This window comes from Tepidibacillus fermentans, from assembly GCF_004342885.1.
In the GTDB taxonomy this organism is placed as follows: Bacteria; Bacillota; Bacilli; order Tepidibacillales; family Tepidibacillaceae; genus Tepidibacillus; species Tepidibacillus fermentans.
Map to the genome: position 1 here is coordinate 67,165 of NZ_SMAB01000009.1, position 19,546 is coordinate 86,710.

Sequence of the window (19,546 nt, forward strand, 5' to 3'; positions counted from 1 at the left end):
ACTATACTTCTATTTCATTCTAATTTAATATATAGTTGTCAGATGTAAAGACAATTATATACACATGAGGTGGGTAAACGATGAATCTAAGTAAAGAGTTTAAAAAATTAATAGGAATAGCTGGTATAGGTTGGGCATTTGATGCGATGGATGTCGGCTTATTGTCATTTATCATGGTTGCATTGGCAAAGGAATGGGGATTAAACTCCTATCAAACAGGGTGGCTTGGATCAATTAATTTAATCGGAATGGCAATCGGGGCAACGATTGGTGGCATACTAGCAGATCGTATAGGAAGAAAACCTGTTTTTCTTTATACCTTATTATTATTCGGTATTGCAACAGCAGGTAGTGCATTTGCCACTGGTTTTACGTTCATGTTTATCTTCCGTTTCTTGATTGGTCTTGGTATTGGCGCTGAATTACCAGTCGCTTCTACCCTCGTAAATGAACATGCTCCTAAACAAATCCGAGGCCGTGCTGTGGTTATCTTAGAAAGTTTCTGGGCCGTTGGTTGGTTATTAGCCGCTCTTATCGCTTATTTTGTGATACCTAACTTTTCTTATGGTTGGAGATTAGCTTTAATCATTGGTGGAATACCGGCGATTTATGCGTCATTGGTTCGTAAGCAAGTGCCAGAATCACCGGTTTACCTTGAAGCTCAGAAAAAAGCCTATCAAAATAAACAGAACAGAAAAACGAATCTCTTTAAACATTATAAAAAGGAAACCATTACATTATGGACCGTATGGTTTGTCATCGCTTTTTCTTACTATGGAATGTTTCTCTGGTTGCCCTCTGTCCTTGTTGGCAAAGGATTTACGATGATTAAATCATTTGAATATGTTTTTATCATGACCATTGCTCAATTACCAGGTTATTTTCTTTCTGCCTATCTCGTAGAAAAATGGGGACGAAAACCTGTACTCGCTACTTTCTTACTTGGTACAGCTATTAGTGCATGGTTATTTGGTGGAAGTGGGCAACAAGCACAACTTCTGATCTTTGGATCACTACTTTCTTTCTTTAATCTTGGTGCATGGGGAGCATTATACGCCTACACACCTGAAAATTATCCAGTGGAAATTCGCGGAACAGGTTCAGGTTCTGCCGCTGGATTTGGCCGAATCGGAAGTATTATAGCACCCTTATTAGTCGGGATCCTGATTGCAAATAAAGTGACTTATCAATCCATTTTCTTAATCTTCACAACTACCATCGTTGTTGGCGTCATTGTATTATTGTCAATTGGAAAAGAAACAAAAGAGGCTTATTTAAACTGAAATCAAGCAGCTGAAGATGTTATAGATGCCTGTCTACTTGACAGAGGTCACTTCAATTGAAACCATAATCCAAAATAAAAGAAGGTTTGTGATTTGTATTAGCAAATAGCCTCGCACAATCACAAACCTACTTTTTTTCACAATCGTAAATAGAAATCGATAATCTCTGGAATATCCGTCTCATCTGCTAGCTTTAAAAATACTCGATTCCCTTCTATATATGGCAGGTTGCGTTGATTTGACAAGGTGTATCCTTACTCCTTTCTTGTACAATGATGACGGCAAGGATCACAAGAGCGATCCCAATCGATTGTAAAAGTGTAAGGCGTTCCCCATATTGAAAAATCCCTAACAACGTGGCTACCACAGGCTCAATGGTCGATACAATTGAGGCTCTACTTGATTCAAGACTTTCAAGTCCTTTTGTGTAAAGGATATACGCCAATACGGTGGGGAACAAGCCTAATCCAAGCAGATAAAGCCATGTTTTCGTTGATGAGAACAATTCCGCATTAGACCAAAGATGTGTCGCCGGAATCATTGAAATACTTGCAAATACGAACGTATATAACGTAATAGTCAATGTGTCATACTTCCTTAAGGCCGCTTTTCCAAAAATACTATATAATGCATACCCTATTCCCGAATTTAATCCCGCAATCAGTCCCTTTAAAGAAATGGTTGTAGATTGTTCGAATAAACCGATTACGAATACGATTCCGACCAAAGTTATAATTAATGAAGAAATTTTCCGTTTTGTTAATCTTTCCTTAAAGATCATCCGTGAAAGTATAGTTACAAAAGCAGGTGCTGTATAGAGTAATACCGCCGCAATCGATAAAGAGACCTCTTGCATAGCAGTAAAATAACTCCAATTAAAAAAGACAATGCTAAAAATCCCTGTACCCACAAAATAATAACTATCCTTCCAGTTAATTTTTAAGAGGGATCGATCTTTATAAAGGACATAAACAAATAATAAAAGTGCCGCAACAATCACACGAACCGCCACCACTTCAATCGCTTGAAAACCCACTTGATACAACCCTTGAACAAAAAAACCGATTAACCCCCATAACGTTGCACTAATTAAGATGAGCAAGTACGATTTTGTTTTCACATATTCCCCCCCTTATCCTACCTCTTAACCATTATATACCATGGGAATACAAATTTTGTTTGAAAAGAGGAAAAAAGCAAGGAATATATAATTCCCTGCTTTTCAAAATTCTTTTCCTATTAAGGATGGGTAATCGATTGTAACGCTTGGGCACATTCATGAATGTGACGTGTATAATCTTCTACAAGTTGACGTGCAATCACACCATGTGCATCATCAACCAATCCATCGGTCCCAATATTAACGACATTCACTTTTACTTCTCTTGGATCTAAATAGGTCACACGAAAGTCAAAATGATATCCTTGTCTTCCTTTTGTATCAATATGAACCAATAAAGAATTTGGTGGATCTTCCAAAACTTTAACCTCTGCAGAATCGGAGGGATTCAAATAATCAGGAAGGGTATCATTCCATGCAGAGACGAGTGTTTTTTGATCGACGTTCAATTGATTTTGGTTGCTCATTTACAACACCTCCACTTTTTAGGGTGTTGCAAGTAAAAGGCTTTTATGCAATTCACAGTTATAATGACAGACCACAAAATGATCCTGTGACATACTCCCACCACCTACGCTAACGCTTAGAGGTGGGGGCTTCTCGGGTAATCCCTTCTTGTGAAGGGAAGTTGACCGAGCGATCCCCGTGTGCCCCACGGTTCGAGGAGAAGTTAGGCAATACCTAACTGTTTCATCCCTTCCTTTTTGATATTGATGGCGGCATTGACGTCCCGATCACTCGCAAAACCACATTCACAGCGAAAGGTACGTTCAGAAAGGGATAGGGACGCTTTGGCTTGACCGCAACATGAACAAGTTTTGGATGATGGAAACCACTTATCTATTTTGATAAGCTTCTTTCCTTGCTCCTCTAACTTATATTGGAGAAATGTAGTAAACATGCCCCATGCATTGTCAGCAACGCTTTTGCCGAAATTGAGTGCTTGGGACATTCCCTTCATGTTGAGGTCTTCAATAACCACGCAATCATACCGTTTCGCTAATTTGTGCGATTCCTTATGTAGAAAGTCTTTTCGTTGGTTTGCGATTTTCTCATGGAGTTTCGCTACTTTTAGTCGCTGTTTGTGCCAACGATTAGAGTCTTTCTTTCTGCGTGATAAAATACGCTGTTCCTTTGCTAATTTTTCCAAGGCTTGATGATAGAAACGAGGGTAATTGGCTGTCTTACCTTCTTCGCTATCGACAAATAAGCCGTTCATGGAAAAATCCAAACCAACAACAGCTTGTACTTCTTTTTGTGTAGGTTGATGTTCATATTCAGTGAGAATAGAAACATAGTATTTTCCTGTTTTTGTTCGAGAAACTGTACAAGACTTGATGATATGATGTGACGGAATTTCTCGATGTTGTTTCATCTTTACAAGTTTCAGTTTAGGTAATTTAATATAGCCGTCCAAAAGCATAATGTTTCCGTTGACCATGTTTGTTGTGTAGGACTGTCTCGCCTTACGGCTTTTGAACTTAGGAAATTCAGCACGACCAGAGAAAAAGTTTTGGTATGCCTTTTGCAAATTCAGTTGAGCGTTTGCCAACGCAAGACTATCAACTTCTTTGAGCCATGCAAATTCCTTTTTGTACTTGGCAGGAGTCGGGAATTTTTGCTTTTTCAAGGCTTCTTGGTCTTCCTTGAATTTCTCATATATTTCTTTTCGTTCAGCCAACATTTTGTTGTAGACGAAACGAACACAACCGAAGGTTTTTGCAAGAAGTTGCTCTTGTTCTTGCGTTGGGTACAGACGAAATTTATATGCTTTGTTTGCCATATCGAATCACCCATCCCAATCACGAACATTTGTTTGGTTTTATTCTATCATAATTGCGATATTTAGGCTACGCCTAACCGAAATTCATCTCCCACTTTCACTTCGTTTAGAAGTGGGAGACTTTTTTCGGAGGGAGGTTAAAAAGCAAAAATAACGGTTCTTTTTCTGTCTCAGAGTCAATGATTTCTTTCAATTTTAAATATTTTTCTGGATTAGAGTTATTAGTAAGGTAACGAATAGATCGACGATAGAATCGTGTGGGGAAAGCTAAATAGGAGAAAAAAATCCTCCATTCCATATCATTGATTGGGGTAGATAATTTTGATTGGTAGCCATGAAGGAATGTAAAGACCATGTTGGAATCCCAATCGTAGGGTTTTGCATGATGTTCAAGAAAATGTGCAAGGTCCTTTACCCGTTCTGCATAAGATAATGTCTCAAAATCGATAAACCAAACCTCTCCTTTATGATCCAACATGATATTTCGGTGTTGCAATCCCCCGTGGCATAAAGCGGCTGACTCAGGATGAGAGGATAAAAGTTTGTTATAATCAACATTTTTGATATATTGATAAGCTAGGCTACAACGTTCAAGTAAAAAATCTAAAATTTTCACTTCTAATGAATGGGAAGATTGGTATAAAAATTTCTCTTTCATTTTCGTAAGTTTTTGATAAGCTCTAAAGAGAAATGATGGACGTTTTCCCCATTCATATCTTGGACTATCTTGCTCTGGTCTAATTCCTACCGTAGCTTGATGAAAATCAGCTAAGGCTTCCCCTATTAGTTGTACATATGGATAGCTATGATTAGGAAGCTCTTGTAGTTCAAGCCACTCCTCCATAAAATAATCCTTGTCTTCAAAGTGAATTAAATATTTTCCTTCTTTCGAACGTAAGAGTTTAGGAATTTTAATAAATCCTTTTTCTCTAATCTTCTTCAAATACTCTGCAATAAGAGGAAGGTCTGGCAACTCTTCAGCTCCTTTAAACCCAAAAGAGCCATGGGATGTATTCACTTTGTAGACTGCTCGAATCTTTTTCATTGAATAAACGTCTATACCGTAATGCTCCTCAATGAGTGTTTTTACAATATTTTCTGAAAGGTCCACATTCGCTGAAAGCATCAAAAAACATCCTTTTACTTCAATTTTTCAGTTATTTTTTCAGTTATTCTTCATAATCTAACAAAAAGTTGTTATAACTTCCATTTATTCTATGTGTGTTTATCCATTTTTGTCACTGCCAATATATCCATGATTCGATAAATAGTCTATGATTATACTGGCAGATACAAGCATTAGGCAAACCAGTAGACTCTCTTTTATCTTTCCGCATTTACTGCAAGTTTTGGAACTTGGAATCCTTTTGTCTATTTTTACAAGCTGTTTTCCTTGCTCTTTTAGCTTGTAGCTTAGAAATGATACAAGATCTAACTAGAGAAGAAGCAATAGAGTGGATAAAACAATAAGAGGGGAGAAACCCCCTCTTAATGGTTATGTTTTTATGTTCTTTGCTCATTAAGGATTTATGTATGGTGGAGGCGAGGGGAATCGAACCCCTGTCCGAAAGCATCGCCACATCAGCTTCTCCGAGTGCAGTTACTTGAGAAGGTTTCACTTATTCGACTGCCAAGTAACAAGCGTTCGAATAAGCTAGCCTGATTGATCTCTTCGGCCACCTACAGGCGGAAGGTGAACCGCGTATCCCACTATGAGTGAGCCCTAGTCATTCCACATGGGCGATGGAATGGTAGAGCCGCAAGCTGAATTAAGCAGCTAATGCGAAGTTGTTGTTAGATTTGCCAGTTATTATTGGCGTTCGCGTTTTAACGAGGCCGCTGCCCCTCGACTCGCTACTGATGCTCGAACTACCCCCGTCGAATCCAAAACGCCCCCAAATTAGAAGTAAGAGGTGGGATGTTGGAAGTTGGGTTAAACATCAACCACCATGTTACATCTCGTAGTATATCACAAATGATATACTTTTTGAAGTTATACCTTTTACCATTAGTATTTCTGCTTTTCGCGAAGTGCTCTAGCCACTTCACGATTCGCATCCCGTTTGGCGATTGCTTGCCGTTTATCATATTGCTTTTTCCCTTTCGCTAAAGCCAAATCTAGCTTTGCGAATCCATTCCGCAAGTAGAGCTTTAAAGGAACTAAGGAATATCCTTTTTCCTTCGTTTTTCCAATCAATTTGCGAATTTCTTCTTTATGAAGGAGTAACTTCCTTGTTCTTGTTGGTTCATGATTAAATCGATTGCCTTGTTCATAAGGGCTAATATGCATGTTATGCAAGAAAACTTCTCCATTGGAAATTCGTGCAAAGCTATCTTTCAAATTCGCTTTGCCCGCACGAATGGATTTAATTTCTGTTCCAGTAAGCACGATTCCAGCTTCATAAGTATCCTCAATAAAATAATCATGTGTTGCTTTTTTATTTTGGGCTACAACTTTTACATCTTTTTTCCCCATCTCGTGCTCACCTTCCTCTTAATATGATACAAATCCGTATCAAGTATTTTATCATGAAAGGAATTGGGTTTCAATTCACTTTCCAATCAAAAACAAAATCTCCCATGAAATTTGAAGGGAGATTTTATAAAGTTTATTTTCGTTTTGATTTTCTTTTATCTTTTTTCATCTTTTTCTTTTCTTTTATGAGAAATACCTGATCTTTCATTTTCGGCCGTTTTTTCTTTTTGGCTTTCTTTCCTTTTTCAACCTCAATTACTTTTTGGTGTTTATTTTTAGACTCAGATTTCGGTTTCATATCTACCAATTCAAAATCAATGGTGTGGTCATTCATATTCACATTCACGACTCGCACTTTGACCATATCACCAATTCGGTAGATTTTCCCTGTTCGTTCACCAATCAGCGCGTACTGTTTTTCGTGATAATAGTAGTAATCATCGGTTAGGTAACTGACATGAATCATACCTTCCACCAAATTATCCAATTCAACAAACATACCAAACGAAGTAACTGAGCTAATAATCCCTTCAAACTCTTCACCAATTTTGTCTAACATAAACTCGGCCTTTTTCAATTGTTCTGTATCCCGCTCTGCATCGACTGCTGTTCTCTCTCGTTCTGAGGAATGTTCAGCAACAATTGGCATCAAGCCATGAAGATATGCATGCCTTTCTGGCGAAAGTGTTCCATTTTCTAAGACCTCGCGTATAATCCGATGAATCTGTAAGTCAGGATAACGTCGGATCGGTGAAGTAAAATGAGAATAATAATCCACAGATAAACCAAAGTGACCTAAAGGCTCAGCATCATATCTAGCTTGCTTCATCGATCGCAACAAAACCGTACTAATGACCGTTTCCTCTGGTGTATCTTTAATCTCTTCTAATAAGCTTTGCAACACTCTAGGGTGAATTTGATTACCAACGCCTTTTACAACATAACCAAAATTGGTAATAAACTCTGTAAAAGCAAACAGTTTATCAGGATCTGGATCTTCATGGACACGATACAAAAAAGGCACACGTAACCAATAAAAATGCTCAGCTACCGTTTCATTAGCAACAAGCATGAACTCTTCAATGATTTGTTCTGCAATAGAGCGTTCTCGTTTTTTGATTTCGATCGGTTTCCCATTTTCATCGACATTAATTTTCGCTTCATCGAAATTAAAGTCGATAGCACCTCTTGCCATTCGTTTCTTTCTTAAGATCATGGCTAGATCGCGCATCATCCGAAAATCTTCAATCAGCTCCTGATATCGTTCCATTAATTCTGGAGGTTCTTCTTCCAAAATGCGGTGAACATTGGTATATGTCATACGTTCATTCGTACGTATGACGCTTGGAAAGATATCGTGTTTAACAACCTGCCCTGATGGAGTAATCTCCATTTCGCAAGTCATCGCTAATCGATTCACTTTGGGGTTTAAAGAACAGATGCCGTTCGATAGACGATGAGGAAGCATAGGAATCACACGATCCACTAAATAGACACTGGTTCCTCGATTATAGGCTTCTTTATCTAAATGTGATCCTTCTTTTACATAATAGGACACATCGGCAATATGTACGCCGAGTAAATAGTTGCCGTTTTCTAAGCGTTCGACCGATACTGCATCATCTAAGTCTTTTGCATCTTCACCATCAATTGTTACCATTTTCTTGTCCCGCAAGTCACGGCGATTTTTCATCTCTTCTTCTGTTGGCTCATCAGGAATTTGTTCCGCTTCTTTTAATACTTCTTCAGGAAAGGCTTCAGGTAATCCATATTTGCGAATAATTGAGAGGATATCGACACCAGGATCATTTTTATGTCCTAAGATTTCGATGACTTCCCCTTCTGGACTCATCCTTCCTTCAGGATATTTGGTAATTTTCACTACTACCTTATGCCCTTCAACTGCTCCATTTATCTTTGACTTAGGGATAAAAATATCTTGAAAGATGCGTTTATCATCGGGGATGACAAAACCATAAAATTCCCCTTCGGTAAAAGTACCGACGATTTGATCATTCCCTCTTTTTAGAATGCGGACAATTTCCCCTTCCATCCGTGGTCCAGATGTTTTTTTACTTACCCGTGCTAATACAAGGTCGCCATTCATCGCACCATTCATATCGGTTGCATGAATATAGATATCCGGTTCTCCTTTTGCCTCTTGAATCACAAACCCATACCCTTTTGGATGAGCTTGAAGTTTTCCTTTAATCAAGTTCATTTTCTCTGGAAGGCCATAGCGATTTGCTCTTGTTCTGATGATATCCCCATTTTCCTCTAATTGATTCATGAGTTTTACAAATTCTTTAAAACTAGCCGCATCAGAAACCTCAAAAACTTCCTCTAATTCTTTAATGGTCATTGGTTTATAAAGGGTTTCTCTCATAAATTCCAGTATATTTTCTCTTTTTATTTCCATCGTTCTTTCCTCATTTCATCCAAGAGAATTCTTATTCATTATCCTTTCCAAAAAATCGTAAATATCTGCAAAAATTTGTTCCTTTTCGTGATCTAAAGTCATAATATGGGATGAATTTTCATACCAATTTAACTTTTTAAAATCGGAAGCAACATGATCAAAAATGTATTGTGCACTTCTAGGTTCTACCGTTTCATCTCGTTTTCCTTGCATCACTTGAATAGGAATTCTCACTTGTTCTAATCGTTGCTTCACTTCCTGAATCAACTGGTGAAGACTTTCCACTGCAGCAATGGGTGTACGATCATAACTAGCTAAATGTTCTTCTATATGTGGAGGTTTTTCCCCTGACTTTGCTTTAAAAGCTTTGACATATTTTAGCCATCTGGCCCAAGCCATTCGTTTATCACGAACATAGATTGGTGCTGCAAGAGAAATGACTGCTGCAAGAGGTCTTTCCGCTGCTAATTTTAATGAAAGAATTCCACCCATGGAAAGTCCAATCGCAACAATATGCGGATACCCTTTTTCTTTTAAATCATCATATGCTTGTAATACACTTTTAAACCAATCTTCTTTATTCGTTTTTGCCATCTCTTCCGGTGTGGTTCCATGCCCAGCTAAAAGTGGTGCAGAAACGGTATATCCTTGTTGATATAAATACTCGCCTAATAATCTCATCTCAGCTGGAGAACCAGTAAAACCATGGATTAATAAAATACCGACTGAACGATACCCTTCATGGAAAAAAGGATTGGACTTTTTATACGTGATTTTCATTTTCATTCCACCTATCTCTCAGGAAAGAAAAATTCATCAACAAGCTGAACCACTTTTTCTTTTCCTACATCTAAGCAAATTAGATGTTTGGAATCAGATAAAAAGGAAGGTATTTTTCCTTTGATTGAATGGACTTTCTGTAAATTCATGGATCAATACACAACCTCTTTTTCTCATGAATGTCCTCACCAAACTATTCGCATGGATAAATTACCGCTTTATTGTAAAATAGGTTTGTATGTTCTATAAGCTGATTCTTTAGAGTGAGCTTTCCTACCGACCATATTTACGGAAAGCCGTAAGGTTAGGAGCAGCGTTAAAAACATACAAGCCATTTAAAGAAAAAACAGCAAGTGGTTGCTTGCTGTTACCTTGTTATTATGTCCAAATTTTCTTATCCCTTAACAATATAAGCAACGATTAATGATAAGAGAATAAACCCTACAGCTAAAACAATCGTAGCTTTTTCCAAGATGGCATCCATTCCCCGAGCTTTTTGTTTTCCAAACAAGTGTTCTGCTCCACCTGTAATGGCCCCAGATAAACCTGCATTTTTACCTGATTGCAATAAGACAGCGATAATAAGACCTAATGAAAAGATCACTAAAAGGATTTTAAAAAATAGGACCACCCCTTGCACCTCCTTTAGGTGTTTAACAAAATTAAAAATATCATATCATCACCTAATATTCAAGTTTTTCGTTAGAAAAAGAGGTTAATCTCGATTTTTTCCTTAACCATGCAAATATGGTAGCTCCCATCAAAAGAAAACCTAAATACCCCATAATTGGATAAACTGTACCAACCAATTTGGAAAAGCCAAATAAACTTGATACATAAGCTAATATTCCTGATGCAATCAAAGCATACTTAAATTTTGGGCTTTCGGATGAAACCATTCGAGAAGTAAACGTATAAAGCATCCCAACAGCAGTATTAAAAATCATTCCTAAAATGATGATAGAAAGAATTGGCGCTAACCAAGGAAATTGTTGATTGGCCAAATATAAAGTAGGTAAATCAATTCCAGTCAATTGATCAAGATGGGATAACATTCCTAAATGAATGATGAGAACAAGGAGACCTAGGGTTAATCCTCCCATCATTCCTCCCATTCCTAAGGTTCTCTTATCGTAAGAAATTTTTCCACCCATTGTAATCAAAATTGGGGCTGTAGCCGCTAGATTATATGAAACATACAAAAAAGCACCAAAAATCCAACTACTTGTTGCAGCCTTATCAGGTTTGGCAAACGAAGCTAAAGTTGCAAAATCCTTATCCATCGTAAAATATGCACCAATTGTAATGATTAAAACGGCGATTAATAAAAAAGGTGTAAAAATACTAATCACCGATACCATTTTCTCCATGTTTAAGAGAAGAGTAAGAATTGTTAGAACTAAGATAATAATACTACCGATGGTAACAGGTACTCCAAATTGTTGATTTAAGACTGCTCCACCACCAGCTAACATAATTCCTGCAACACCAAACAAAAAGAAAGTAATAATGATATCCAATAACCAACCTAGATATTTACCGCTTATCAGATGAATGGCTTGTTTATGTGAGCTAGCATTCATTCCTGAACCAAGTTGGAGTAATTGATAACCAAACCAAGCAAATAAAAGCCCAGCAACGATTCCACCTAAGGTTCCCCACCAACCAAAATATGTAAAAAATTGTAAAATTTCTTGCCCCGACGCAAAACCAGCACCTACCACTACTCCAACATATGCTCCTGCAATATTAAACATTTGCTTAACGTTCATCAAGTATCCCTCTCTTCGTTATTTTTATAATTTTCTGATAATTTACGGAAAATTGAATGGCTTTATGGCCATTCTTTTTTAGTCTTTAAGGGCGAAAAATTTTACTGTATAAAGTGTATTCTTCAATTTGTTCGAGATTCGGCTCAAAGCCAATTCCCGGACCATCGGGAACGAGAATTTCCCCGTTATTCACTTCAACCTCAGGATGAATGATATCTTGCTCCCAATAGCGAGATGAAGCAGCTGTATCCCCTGGAAGAATAAAATTAGGTAAGGTTGTTAAAGCAATGTTATGGGCTCTTCCAATTCCCGATTCGAGCATTCCTCCACACCATAGAGGTATGCCTTTTTCTTTACAAAGATCATGAATTTTCTTCGCTTCTGTCAAACCGCCTACTCGGCCAATTTTAATATTGATAATTTTGCAACTGCCTAATTGAATCGCCTTTCTTGCATCTTCAACCGAATGAATGCTTTCATCTAAGCATATGGGAGTTTTTAATCTTGCTTGCAAAGCCGCATGATCAATGATATCATCATGGGCCAAAGGCTGTTCGATCATCATAAGATTAAAATCATCTAGTTTTGCTAAATGGTCCATATCATCTAAGGTATAAGCAGAATTGGCATCAGCCATCAACTGAATAGAAGGGAATTTTTCCCGGATTTGTTGAATGACCTGAACATCCCATCCTGGCTTGATTTTCACTTTAATCCGTTTATAACCTTCAGTTACATATTGATCTATGATCTTCAATAGATCATCTATTGATTTTTGAATACCTATGCTAATACCAACTTCAATTTTCTCTTTTTCACCTCCTAAAGCTTTTGCTAATGAGATGCCCTGTTCCTTGGCATAAAGATCCCAAACGGCACCTTCTAATGCCGATTTCGCCATGTAATTTCCTTTAATATGAGCAAAACGTTGGGAAACTTCATCAGGATGGTTAATGGGTTCTTTAAAAAGTAAAGGAATTAAAAAGTCCTCCATGATATGCCAATTGGTTTTTACCGTTTCCTCTTTATACAAGGGTTCAGTAAAAGCTACAGACTCACCCCACCCAGAAATTCCATCCTTATTCTTAATTTCTACAAGAATAAACTCTTTATCTTGTTGAGTCCCAAAACTCGTTGTAAACGGATGCTTTAGTCGCATTTTTAAATGTCGTAAAGTAATGTGTTTAAATTCCACGATTTTCCCCTCTTTTCGTTAGAACATAAAAATTAACCCCTTTTTGATCGTCACTTGATAGCTTAAAGAAATCTGTAACTGCCCAACCTTTTTCAAAATAATAGGTAAATACTTCTCTCGTTTTCATTCGCCAATCTGTTGCCAATTGAAGATCTAAGTGTTTTAATTGTTGAAATTTGCTAGGGATTGGTACAAAAAGATAACCATGATGTTGGTCCAAGGATAAATGAATTGACGTGGCAATAGGTAACCCAATATCATTCACTTTCCATTCAATCAAAACATACTTAGAATTAAAATTCCGCTCATCAAACCTTATACCCTTACTTTTTTGTGAAACATGGATATCGTTTAACCACCATTCTACAAAAAAACGATCAGAAGGAAGGCCTTGATTCAATGAATCATTCATTTCCCCATAAGCATTAAGAATATAAGTAGAAGTGATTGCCCCTAGTTTCCCAATATTTAAATAAGCGTTTACACTCTCTAAAGGATCATATGTCCATGTGATCAGTTGATAACCTAACTTTAATGCTTCTTCTCTTTGGGCTCGTTTTAATTTTTCTCCTATTCCTAAATGGCGAAATTCAGGATGAATGGCCAACATATGGGAACAAAGATAAACTTCTTTGCCATTAAAGCCAGCAAAACTATATTGAAAACCCACTAACTTTTCATCATAATAGGCCCCTAATACTAATCCTCCATTTTTAACTGCCGTTAATGTCTGATGGGTTGGTACGACTTCAGACATTCCCCATACGATTTTTTCAAGCTCTTGTATTTTTTCTAATTCATCAATTTGCTTTAAAGTGCGTATTTCTAAAGATGTCTCTACTAAATGTTCAGTCACCATTTTTCCCCCTTTTAAAGGTATGAATAATTGCCCTAGCTAGAATTTCCGCGCCTGAAACTAATGCCGTATGATTAAAGCTCATCTTAGGATGATGCAAACCAGGTTGAAGATCACTGCCAAGCCCCAGCATCGTCGCTTTAATTGACGGTCTTTGTAATGTATAAAAGTGAAAATCTTCTCCACCTGGAGTAACAATGCCCGGCACCAAATTTTCTTCGTTTAACGTTTCTTTTATTGCTTTTTCCATGATCTGTTTCGCTTCTTGATTCACCTCTGCAGCAGGAATCTTATTTGAAGGAACGATTTCAATTCTTGCCCCATATAAGTCCCCAATCCCTTTTAATCGGAATTTGACTTTTTCGTAAAGTTCATCTAATAGTTGATTGGTTTGGGCCCTTATATCTAAAGAAAATTCCGCAAAATCGGGAATAATATTTGCATTTTCTCCTCCAGCTTTTAACTGAGTCATTTTAACTGAAGCAGGAATCATTGGATCAGTATAAATGGAGTGGAGAGCTTGAATTAAATGAGCAGCAACGTCAATAACATTAACTCCTAAATGAGGTCTTGCTCCATGTGCTGCTGTTCCGTAAATTTTGCCTTTAATCAAAAGTGCTGCCCCATTAAAAATAGCTGAACTTGCTTTTCCGAAAGGTAATTCCTGAATAGGGCGCAGATGGACACCATATAGATAGTCAATGTCATCGACCATTCCCTTTTCAACCATTTTTAAAGCTCCGGTTCCATTTTCTTCTGCAGGTTGAAAAATAATTTTTAATGTACCATTCGGTTCAAATCCAATTACTTTTAATAATTCTACAGTTCCTAACACGATCGCCATATGTCCGTCATGTCCACAAGAATGATTAGCTTGCCACTTACCATCTAGTTCTTGCCACAATGCATCAATATCTGAACGTAAAGCGACTGTTAAGCCTTTTTTATGTTGTTTTTGCTGATCCCAAATACCTACAACTCCTGTCATATCATTAAAAGTCATCGTTTTCAAACCTAATGACTCTAGGCGTTCTTTTAAATACATGGTTGTTTTAAACTCTTGCCAGCTGATTTCTGGATTCTGATGAAGGTAGTAAAAATCGTTCATGATTTTAGGCTTAATCATTTCAATACCACTTTTAATTTCCATAATTTTCTTCCTTGCTATCTAGAATTCGACTGAATTTCTAAAAATTTTTATTAGATTAAATTGATAAAATTTAAAGTTATCTTATTTATGAAAACGCTAACAAGTCAATGTATTTGTAAAACTTTTTTTCGACTTTTTTTACAATAGAATCAATTTTATGAATCATAAAATAAACGTGTGAGATAAGCCCCTCATTTACATCATAAAGCCCTTGGAATTGCCTAGTGATTCCAAGGGCTTAAAAGTCTTATAAAAGATTTTTTGAAACTCATAAACTTCCTATACGAGCCGGTACATGTGATGGTGTGAGGAAACCCCTTCTATTTTTCATATGGAATGTTACTGCATTTGACGCAATACCGTCTGTAAGATACCACCGTTACGATAGTATTCAATATCGACTACACTATCAAGACGGCATATGACATCAAATTCAAACTGTGAACCATCTTGACGGGTAGCAACGACTTTTAATCTTTGACCTGGTTTCACATCATTATCTAGACCAAGAATATCAAATGTCTCAGTACCATCAATATTGAGAGACTTCCAGCTTACTCCTTCTGCAAATTGTAATGGAAGTACGCCCATTCCAACTAAGTTACTACGGTGAATTCGTTCAAAGCTTTCCGCAATAACGGCTTTTACTCCAAGTAGGAATGTACCTTTGGCTGCCCAGTCACGGGAACTACCCGTACCATACTCCTTACCAGCAATGACAACAAGTGGAGTACCATCTGCTTGATACTTCATTGCTGCATCATATATTGGCATGACTTCACCTGTAGGAATATATTTGGTTACGCCACCTTCTGTGCCAGGAGCCACTTGGTTACGGATGCGGATATTCGCAAATGTACCTCTCATCATCACTTCATGGTTACCGCGACGTGAACCATAAGAGTTGAAGTCTTTACGTTCTACTCCATGATTAATGAGGTATTTACCAGCAGGGCTATCCACTTTGATATTTCCTGCAGGGGAAATATGGTCAGTCGTTACAGAGTCACCAAGCAATGCAAGAACTCTAGCACCTTTTATTTCTTGTATATCATCTACTTCAGGCGTTAAACCTTGGAAGAATGGTGGGTTTTGAATATAGGTTGAACTCTCATCCCACTCATATAATTTTCCTTTTGGCACATCAATTTGATTCCATTTTTCATTAGCAGTAAATACAGAACTATACTGTTTGCGGAATGCTTCAGCATTGATCGATGAGTTGATTGCATCTTGAATCTCTTGATTTGTTGGCCAAATATCTTTTAAGTAAACGGGTTGGTTATTTTGATCATAGCCGATTGGATCTTTCGCTAGATCAATATCCACGGTACCAGCTAAGGCATATACCACAACTAATGGTGGTGATGCAAGATAATTGGCTTTGACTTGTGCATGTACACGACCTTCAAAGTTACGGTTACCAGAAAGTACAGATGTCACAGTAAGATCATTGTCTTCGATTGCCTTACTTACTTCATCTGGTAATGGACCGCTGTTTCCAATACATGTTGTACATCCATAACCAACAACGTTAAATCCTAATTTTTCAAGCGGCTCTAATAAACCAGCATTGACTAAGTAATCCGTAACCACTCTTGAGCCTGGAGCTAATGAACTTTTTACATAAGCAGGTTTCTTTAATCCACGTTCTACAGCTTTCTTTGCCACTAGTCCGGCACCAAGCATTACACTTGGGTTGGAAGTATTGGTACAGCTTGTAATTGCAGCGATCACAACAGAACCTGTTTTTAGAGTTGTTTTTTCTCCATTTGGGTGTTCTACCTCTACACGTTTCTCAATTTCTTCTTCAGATAATCCAAGTCCACCTTTATCGATTGGTTTACGAATAACCTCATTCCAAGCATCTTTCATTTCCGTTAAAAGTACACGGTCTTGAGGACGCTTTGGACCAGCAAGACTTGGAACAACTGTAGAAAGATCTAATTCAATGGTATCTGTAAATACTGGTGGTTCCATTCCATCTTCGCGGAATAAACCTTGTGCTTTATAATAAGCCTCTACAAGCTGAATTAAATGTTCATCACGGCCAGTGAGTCTTAGATAATTTAATGTTTCTTGGTCAACTGGGAAGTAACCCATTGTTGCACCATATTCAGGAGCCATATTTGCTACAGTCGCACGGTCGGCAAGACTAATATTGCTTAAACCATCACCGTAGAATTCAACGAACTTACCAACTACACCTTTCTTACGTAACATCTCAACAACGGTTAATGCCAAATCTGTTGCAGTTGCACCCTCAGATAATTGTCCTGTTAGTTTAAAACCAATAACGTCTGGGGTTACAAAGTAAAGAGGCTGTCCTAACATTCCTGCTTCTGCTTCAATACCACCTACACCCCAACCTACAACACCAAGACCATCAATCATGGTTGTATGGGAATCAGTACCGACTAAGCTATCTGGAAATACTTCAACTTCACCATCTACTTCTTTTGTCCATGCAACTTTTGCTAAGTATTCTAAGTTAACTTGATGAATAATTCCTGTTGCTGGTGGCACAGCACGGAAATTATCAAATGCATCTTGTGCCCAACGAAGCAATTTATAACGTTCCATGTTACGTTCAAATTCAACAGTCATATTATAATCTAATGCATCATCTGTACCGAACTTATCAACCATTACGGAGTGGTCGATTACGAGGTCTACCGGTACTAATGGATTGATTTTTTCAGGGTCTCCACCTGCTTCTGCCACTGCGCTACGCATTGATGCTAAATCAACAACTGCTGGTACCCCAGTGAAGTCTTGAAGGACAATACGAGCTGGTTTGAAAGGCACTTCTTTATCTTTCCCTGCACCTTCAACCCAATTTGCTAATTGCTTTACGTGTTCTTCTGTAATCGCTTTACCATCCAGTTGACGTACAGCTGCCTCAAGTAATACCTTGATAGAAAATGGAAGTTTTGAAATATTTCCAATTCCCTTTTCTTCTAAGGCTTTGAGAGAGTAATACTTATACGTTTTATCTCCTACTTGAAGGCTGGAGCGAACAGAAAATACGTCATTGTTTGCCATACTTTCCCCTCCCTTAAATATTGAAAAGAACCGTTTCATCTAGTGAAACAGAGTTCCTTTCTTTCTCTCATCGTTTTTATTATACATGTTTTTTCTTAATTCGGATATATCTTTTTTTTCTTATTTTTTTAACTTTTCTATCTTTACGATCTTTATTTCATTCAATATAATTTATTAGATAAAATGATGTTTTATTTTACGAAACGGAATGGAGTCGTTATCATGAAAAAGGACAACGAGGAAAAAAGAGCAATGGTTCGAACCGCAGAACGTTCATTGGACATCTTACTATCTTTCCTTGAGGCAAAAGAATTAAGCCTTACAGAAATTGCAAAACATGTATCCCTACATAAAAGCACGGTATATCGTTTAGTTCAAACACTAGAAAATAAAGGCTTCCTTATTAAATCAATGGAGACAGAAAAATATCGTCTTGGCTATAAATGTTTAGAATTAGCTGCCAATATGGAAGGGAAAAATGATCCAGCAGTTTTGTTTCTTCCCGAAATGCAATCCCTTCGAGACAATATAGGTGAAACAGTAAGCCTGTATATCATTGATGGTTATGAACGGTTACGAATTCAATCGGTTGAAAGTCAATTACCCATTCGTCGAGTCGCACCGATTGGAGCTAGAATGCCTCTATCTGTTGGTGCTTCAAGTAAAGTACTTGTTGCTTATTCCAATCAGCATGAACAAGAAATGATTTTCCAACATCTAAAGACCAAGGAACAAATTGATCTTGTACAATACAAAAAACAATTAACCAAAGTAAAAACGAATGGATATGCAACAAGCTTCGAGGAGAGAGAGCCGGGAACATCAGCATTATCTGTTCCCATCCAAAATCGTTCTGGTGAAATTTTAGCTGCTTTAACGATCTCTGGCCCCATCAATCGATTAACATACCGAAGAATTAAGGAGATTCTTCCGATCCTTCAAGAAAGCCAAAAACGTTTAAATCGTTTAATACTGCTTTAATCTAAAAAATTAAAAGAACTCAACCTTTTTTCTCAAAGGGTAATACTAAAAAAGAACAAGGATACACCTTGTTCTTTTTAAATGAGTGTACCAGTGATGATAGGAGGTCCTTTCATTGACAAAGAAAAATCCTAAAGCAAAAGATTCCCTATATGAAGGCAGAGAGAAGATGTTTATGGATATTGATCGAATGACAAATGAAGGATTGGGTGGGGGCTATATTACCACAAAAAATGTCAATGGTTTCATTGAGGAATCGACTGTGGACACGATGAATATTCCAGAGTAAATCGAAAGAAAAAGACCAAACGAATCTTTAGAAAAGGGGGTGCAATCCGTGACAAGACCAAAACCAGATGACCGTTCTGATAACGTAGAAAAACTTCAACAAATGATCCAAAACACCCAAGAAAATTTCCGTGAAGCAAAAGATTATTACAATGCTCATAAAGACGAAATGTCTGAAAAAGAAAAACAGCAAATTATCGCAAAAAATGAACGTCGCTTAGAATCCATTAAAGGATTCCGTTCAGAAATTGAAGATGAAGTTCATGAGTAAAGAAAAAAAAGTAGCACTTTAAGAAGTGCTACTTTCAGACTGTCGACAAACCCCAACTCAAATGCTTCATTTGAGTTGGGATTTGTCTTTTTTTGCTCATCATTTTCTAAGATTCTTATCTTATTTA

General features: G+C 37.4%; 18 protein-coding genes, 1 other RNA gene and 1 pseudogene. 4 read left to right on the forward strand and 16 right to left on the reverse strand.

Features of this window, described 5'->3' with window-relative positions:
- The first annotated feature begins 80 nt into the window (after positions 1 to 80).
- Positions 81 to 1,283: an MFS transporter gene (locus EDD72_RS07315; protein WP_132768828.1), complete on the forward strand. Its 1,203-nt coding sequence runs from the start codon at positions 81 to 83 to the stop codon at positions 1,281 to 1,283.
- A 214-nt stretch (positions 1,284 to 1,497) separates the two neighbouring features.
- Here EDD72_RS07315 and EDD72_RS07320 read toward each other — a convergent pair whose 3' ends face one another.
- From EDD72_RS07320 to acnA, 16 genes and pseudogenes are all read right to left on the reverse strand, one after another.
- The gene (locus EDD72_RS07320; protein ID WP_132768830.1) at positions 1,498 to 2,403 is read right to left on the reverse strand and encodes a DMT family transporter; all 906 of its coding nucleotides are present in this window, start codon (positions 2,401 to 2,403) and stop codon (positions 1,498 to 1,500) included.
- Positions 2,404 to 2,522: 119 nt separating this feature from the next.
- Positions 2,523 to 2,870: a hypothetical protein gene (locus tag EDD72_RS07325; protein ID WP_132768832.1), complete on the reverse strand. Its 348-nt coding sequence runs from the start codon at positions 2,868 to 2,870 to the stop codon at positions 2,523 to 2,525.
- A gap of 203 nt (positions 2,871 to 3,073) precedes the next feature.
- On the reverse strand, positions 3,074 to 4,186 hold the full coding sequence (locus EDD72_RS07330; protein WP_132768834.1) for an RNA-guided endonuclease TnpB family protein: 1,113 nt from the start codon (positions 4,184 to 4,186) through the stop codon (positions 3,074 to 3,076).
- 106 nt (positions 4,187 to 4,292) lie between these two features.
- Entirely contained in the window at positions 4,293 to 5,312 is a 1,020-nt protein-coding gene (locus EDD72_RS07335) for a phosphotransferase (protein WP_132768836.1), read from the reverse strand.
- A gap of 183 nt (positions 5,313 to 5,495) precedes the next feature.
- A pseudogene (locus EDD72_RS07340) lies at positions 5,496 to 5,609 on the reverse strand (zinc ribbon domain-containing protein); the annotation flags it as partial.
- Positions 5,610 to 5,720: 111 nt separating this feature from the next.
- Positions 5,721 to 6,083, reverse strand: a transfer-messenger RNA (tmRNA) gene (gene ssrA, locus EDD72_RS07345).
- 111 nt (positions 6,084 to 6,194) lie between these two features.
- Positions 6,195 to 6,662 (reverse strand): SsrA-binding protein SmpB, encoded by a 468-nt coding sequence (gene smpB / locus EDD72_RS07350; RefSeq protein ID WP_132768838.1) that lies wholly within the window; start codon positions 6,660 to 6,662, stop codon positions 6,195 to 6,197.
- Positions 6,663 to 6,795: 133 nt separating this feature from the next.
- Positions 6,796 to 9,081, reverse strand: a complete 2,286-nt coding sequence (gene rnr, locus EDD72_RS07355; protein ID WP_132768840.1) for a ribonuclease R — start codon at positions 9,079 to 9,081, stop codon at positions 6,796 to 6,798.
- Positions 9,082 to 9,096: 15 nt separating this feature from the next.
- A complete protein-coding gene (locus tag EDD72_RS07360) occupies positions 9,097 to 9,861 on the reverse strand; it encodes an alpha/beta hydrolase (RefSeq protein ID WP_243643797.1) in 765 nt (254 codons plus the stop codon).
- Between the two features lie 11 nt (positions 9,862 to 9,872).
- Positions 9,873 to 10,010 (reverse strand): hypothetical protein, encoded by a 138-nt coding sequence (locus tag EDD72_RS12695; RefSeq protein ID WP_207893665.1) that lies wholly within the window; start codon positions 10,008 to 10,010, stop codon positions 9,873 to 9,875.
- A gap of 245 nt (positions 10,011 to 10,255) precedes the next feature.
- Positions 10,256 to 10,492: a preprotein translocase subunit SecG gene (secG, locus tag EDD72_RS07365; RefSeq protein ID WP_132768844.1), complete on the reverse strand. Its 237-nt coding sequence runs from the start codon at positions 10,490 to 10,492 to the stop codon at positions 10,256 to 10,258.
- A 52-nt stretch (positions 10,493 to 10,544) separates the two neighbouring features.
- On the reverse strand, positions 10,545 to 11,633 hold the full coding sequence (locus EDD72_RS07370; protein WP_132768846.1) for a YkvI family membrane protein: 1,089 nt from the start codon (positions 11,631 to 11,633) through the stop codon (positions 10,545 to 10,547).
- 85 nt (positions 11,634 to 11,718) lie between these two features.
- The gene (menC, locus tag EDD72_RS07375; RefSeq protein ID WP_132768848.1) at positions 11,719 to 12,828 is read right to left on the reverse strand and encodes an o-succinylbenzoate synthase; all 1,110 of its coding nucleotides are present in this window, start codon (positions 12,826 to 12,828) and stop codon (positions 11,719 to 11,721) included.
- Positions 12,818 to 13,684, reverse strand: coding sequence for a GNAT family N-acetyltransferase (locus tag EDD72_RS07380; RefSeq protein WP_243643798.1), 867 nt, complete (start codon positions 13,682 to 13,684; stop codon positions 12,818 to 12,820). The genes menC and EDD72_RS07380 overlap by 11 nt, the downstream gene beginning before the upstream one ends.
- Complete coding sequence (locus tag EDD72_RS07385) at positions 13,677 to 14,828, reverse strand: M20 peptidase aminoacylase family protein (RefSeq protein ID WP_132768868.1); 1,152 nt, start codon at positions 14,826 to 14,828, stop codon at positions 13,677 to 13,679. The genes EDD72_RS07380 and EDD72_RS07385 overlap by 8 nt, the downstream gene beginning before the upstream one ends.
- A gap of 345 nt (positions 14,829 to 15,173) precedes the next feature.
- Positions 15,174 to 17,879 (reverse strand): aconitate hydratase AcnA, encoded by a 2,706-nt coding sequence (acnA, locus tag EDD72_RS07390; RefSeq protein WP_132768852.1) that lies wholly within the window; start codon positions 17,877 to 17,879, stop codon positions 15,174 to 15,176.
- A gap of 222 nt (positions 17,880 to 18,101) precedes the next feature.
- Between acnA and EDD72_RS07395 the strand changes: the two genes are divergently transcribed.
- The 3 genes from EDD72_RS07395 (at position 18,102) to tlp (ending at position 19,419) form a co-directional block, all read left to right on the forward strand.
- Positions 18,102 to 18,860: an IclR family transcriptional regulator gene (locus tag EDD72_RS07395; protein WP_132768854.1), complete on the forward strand. Its 759-nt coding sequence runs from the start codon at positions 18,102 to 18,104 to the stop codon at positions 18,858 to 18,860.
- Positions 18,861 to 18,975: 115 nt separating this feature from the next.
- The gene (locus EDD72_RS12540; RefSeq protein ID WP_165894997.1) at positions 18,976 to 19,149 is read left to right on the forward strand and encodes a hypothetical protein; all 174 of its coding nucleotides are present in this window, start codon (positions 18,976 to 18,978) and stop codon (positions 19,147 to 19,149) included.
- A gap of 48 nt (positions 19,150 to 19,197) precedes the next feature.
- Positions 19,198 to 19,419, forward strand: coding sequence for a small acid-soluble spore protein Tlp (gene tlp / locus EDD72_RS07400; RefSeq protein ID WP_132768856.1), 222 nt, complete (start codon positions 19,198 to 19,200; stop codon positions 19,417 to 19,419).
- Positions 19,420 to 19,546: the final 127 nt, after the last annotated feature.

Excerpts from the sequence above, each read along its gene's own strand:
- EDD72_RS07315 (WP_132768828.1), top strand. The coding sequence starts at position 81 with ATGAATCTAAGTAAAGAGTTTAAAAAATTAATAGGAATAGCTGGTATA.
- EDD72_RS07325 (WP_132768832.1), bottom strand. The coding sequence starts at position 2,870 with ATGAGCAACCAAAATCAATTGAACGTCGATCAAAAAACACTCGTCTCT.
- EDD72_RS07330 (WP_132768834.1), bottom strand. The coding sequence starts at position 4,186 with ATGGCAAACAAAGCATATAAATTTCGTCTGTACCCAACGCAAGAACAA.
- EDD72_RS07335 (WP_132768836.1), bottom strand. The coding sequence starts at position 5,312 with ATGCTTTCAGCGAATGTGGACCTTTCAGAAAATATTGTAAAAACACTC.
- smpB (WP_132768838.1), bottom strand. The coding sequence starts at position 6,662 with ATGGGGAAAAAAGATGTAAAAGTTGTAGCCCAAAATAAAAAAGCAACA.
- rnr (WP_132768840.1), bottom strand. The coding sequence starts at position 9,081 with ATGGAAATAAAAAGAGAAAATATACTGGAATTTATGAGAGAAACCCTT.
- EDD72_RS07360 (WP_243643797.1), bottom strand. The coding sequence starts at position 9,861 with ATGAAAATCACGTATAAAAAGTCCAATCCTTTTTTCCATGAAGGGTAT.
- EDD72_RS12695 (WP_207893665.1), bottom strand. The coding sequence starts at position 10,010 with ATGAATTTACAGAAAGTCCATTCAATCAAAGGAAAAATACCTTCCTTT.
- EDD72_RS07370 (WP_132768846.1), bottom strand. The coding sequence starts at position 11,633 with ATGAACGTTAAGCAAATGTTTAATATTGCAGGAGCATATGTTGGAGTA.
- acnA (WP_132768852.1), bottom strand. The coding sequence starts at position 17,879 with ATGGCAAACAATGACGTATTTTCTGTTCGCTCCAGCCTTCAAGTAGGA.
- EDD72_RS07395 (WP_132768854.1), top strand. The coding sequence starts at position 18,102 with ATGAAAAAGGACAACGAGGAAAAAAGAGCAATGGTTCGAACCGCAGAA.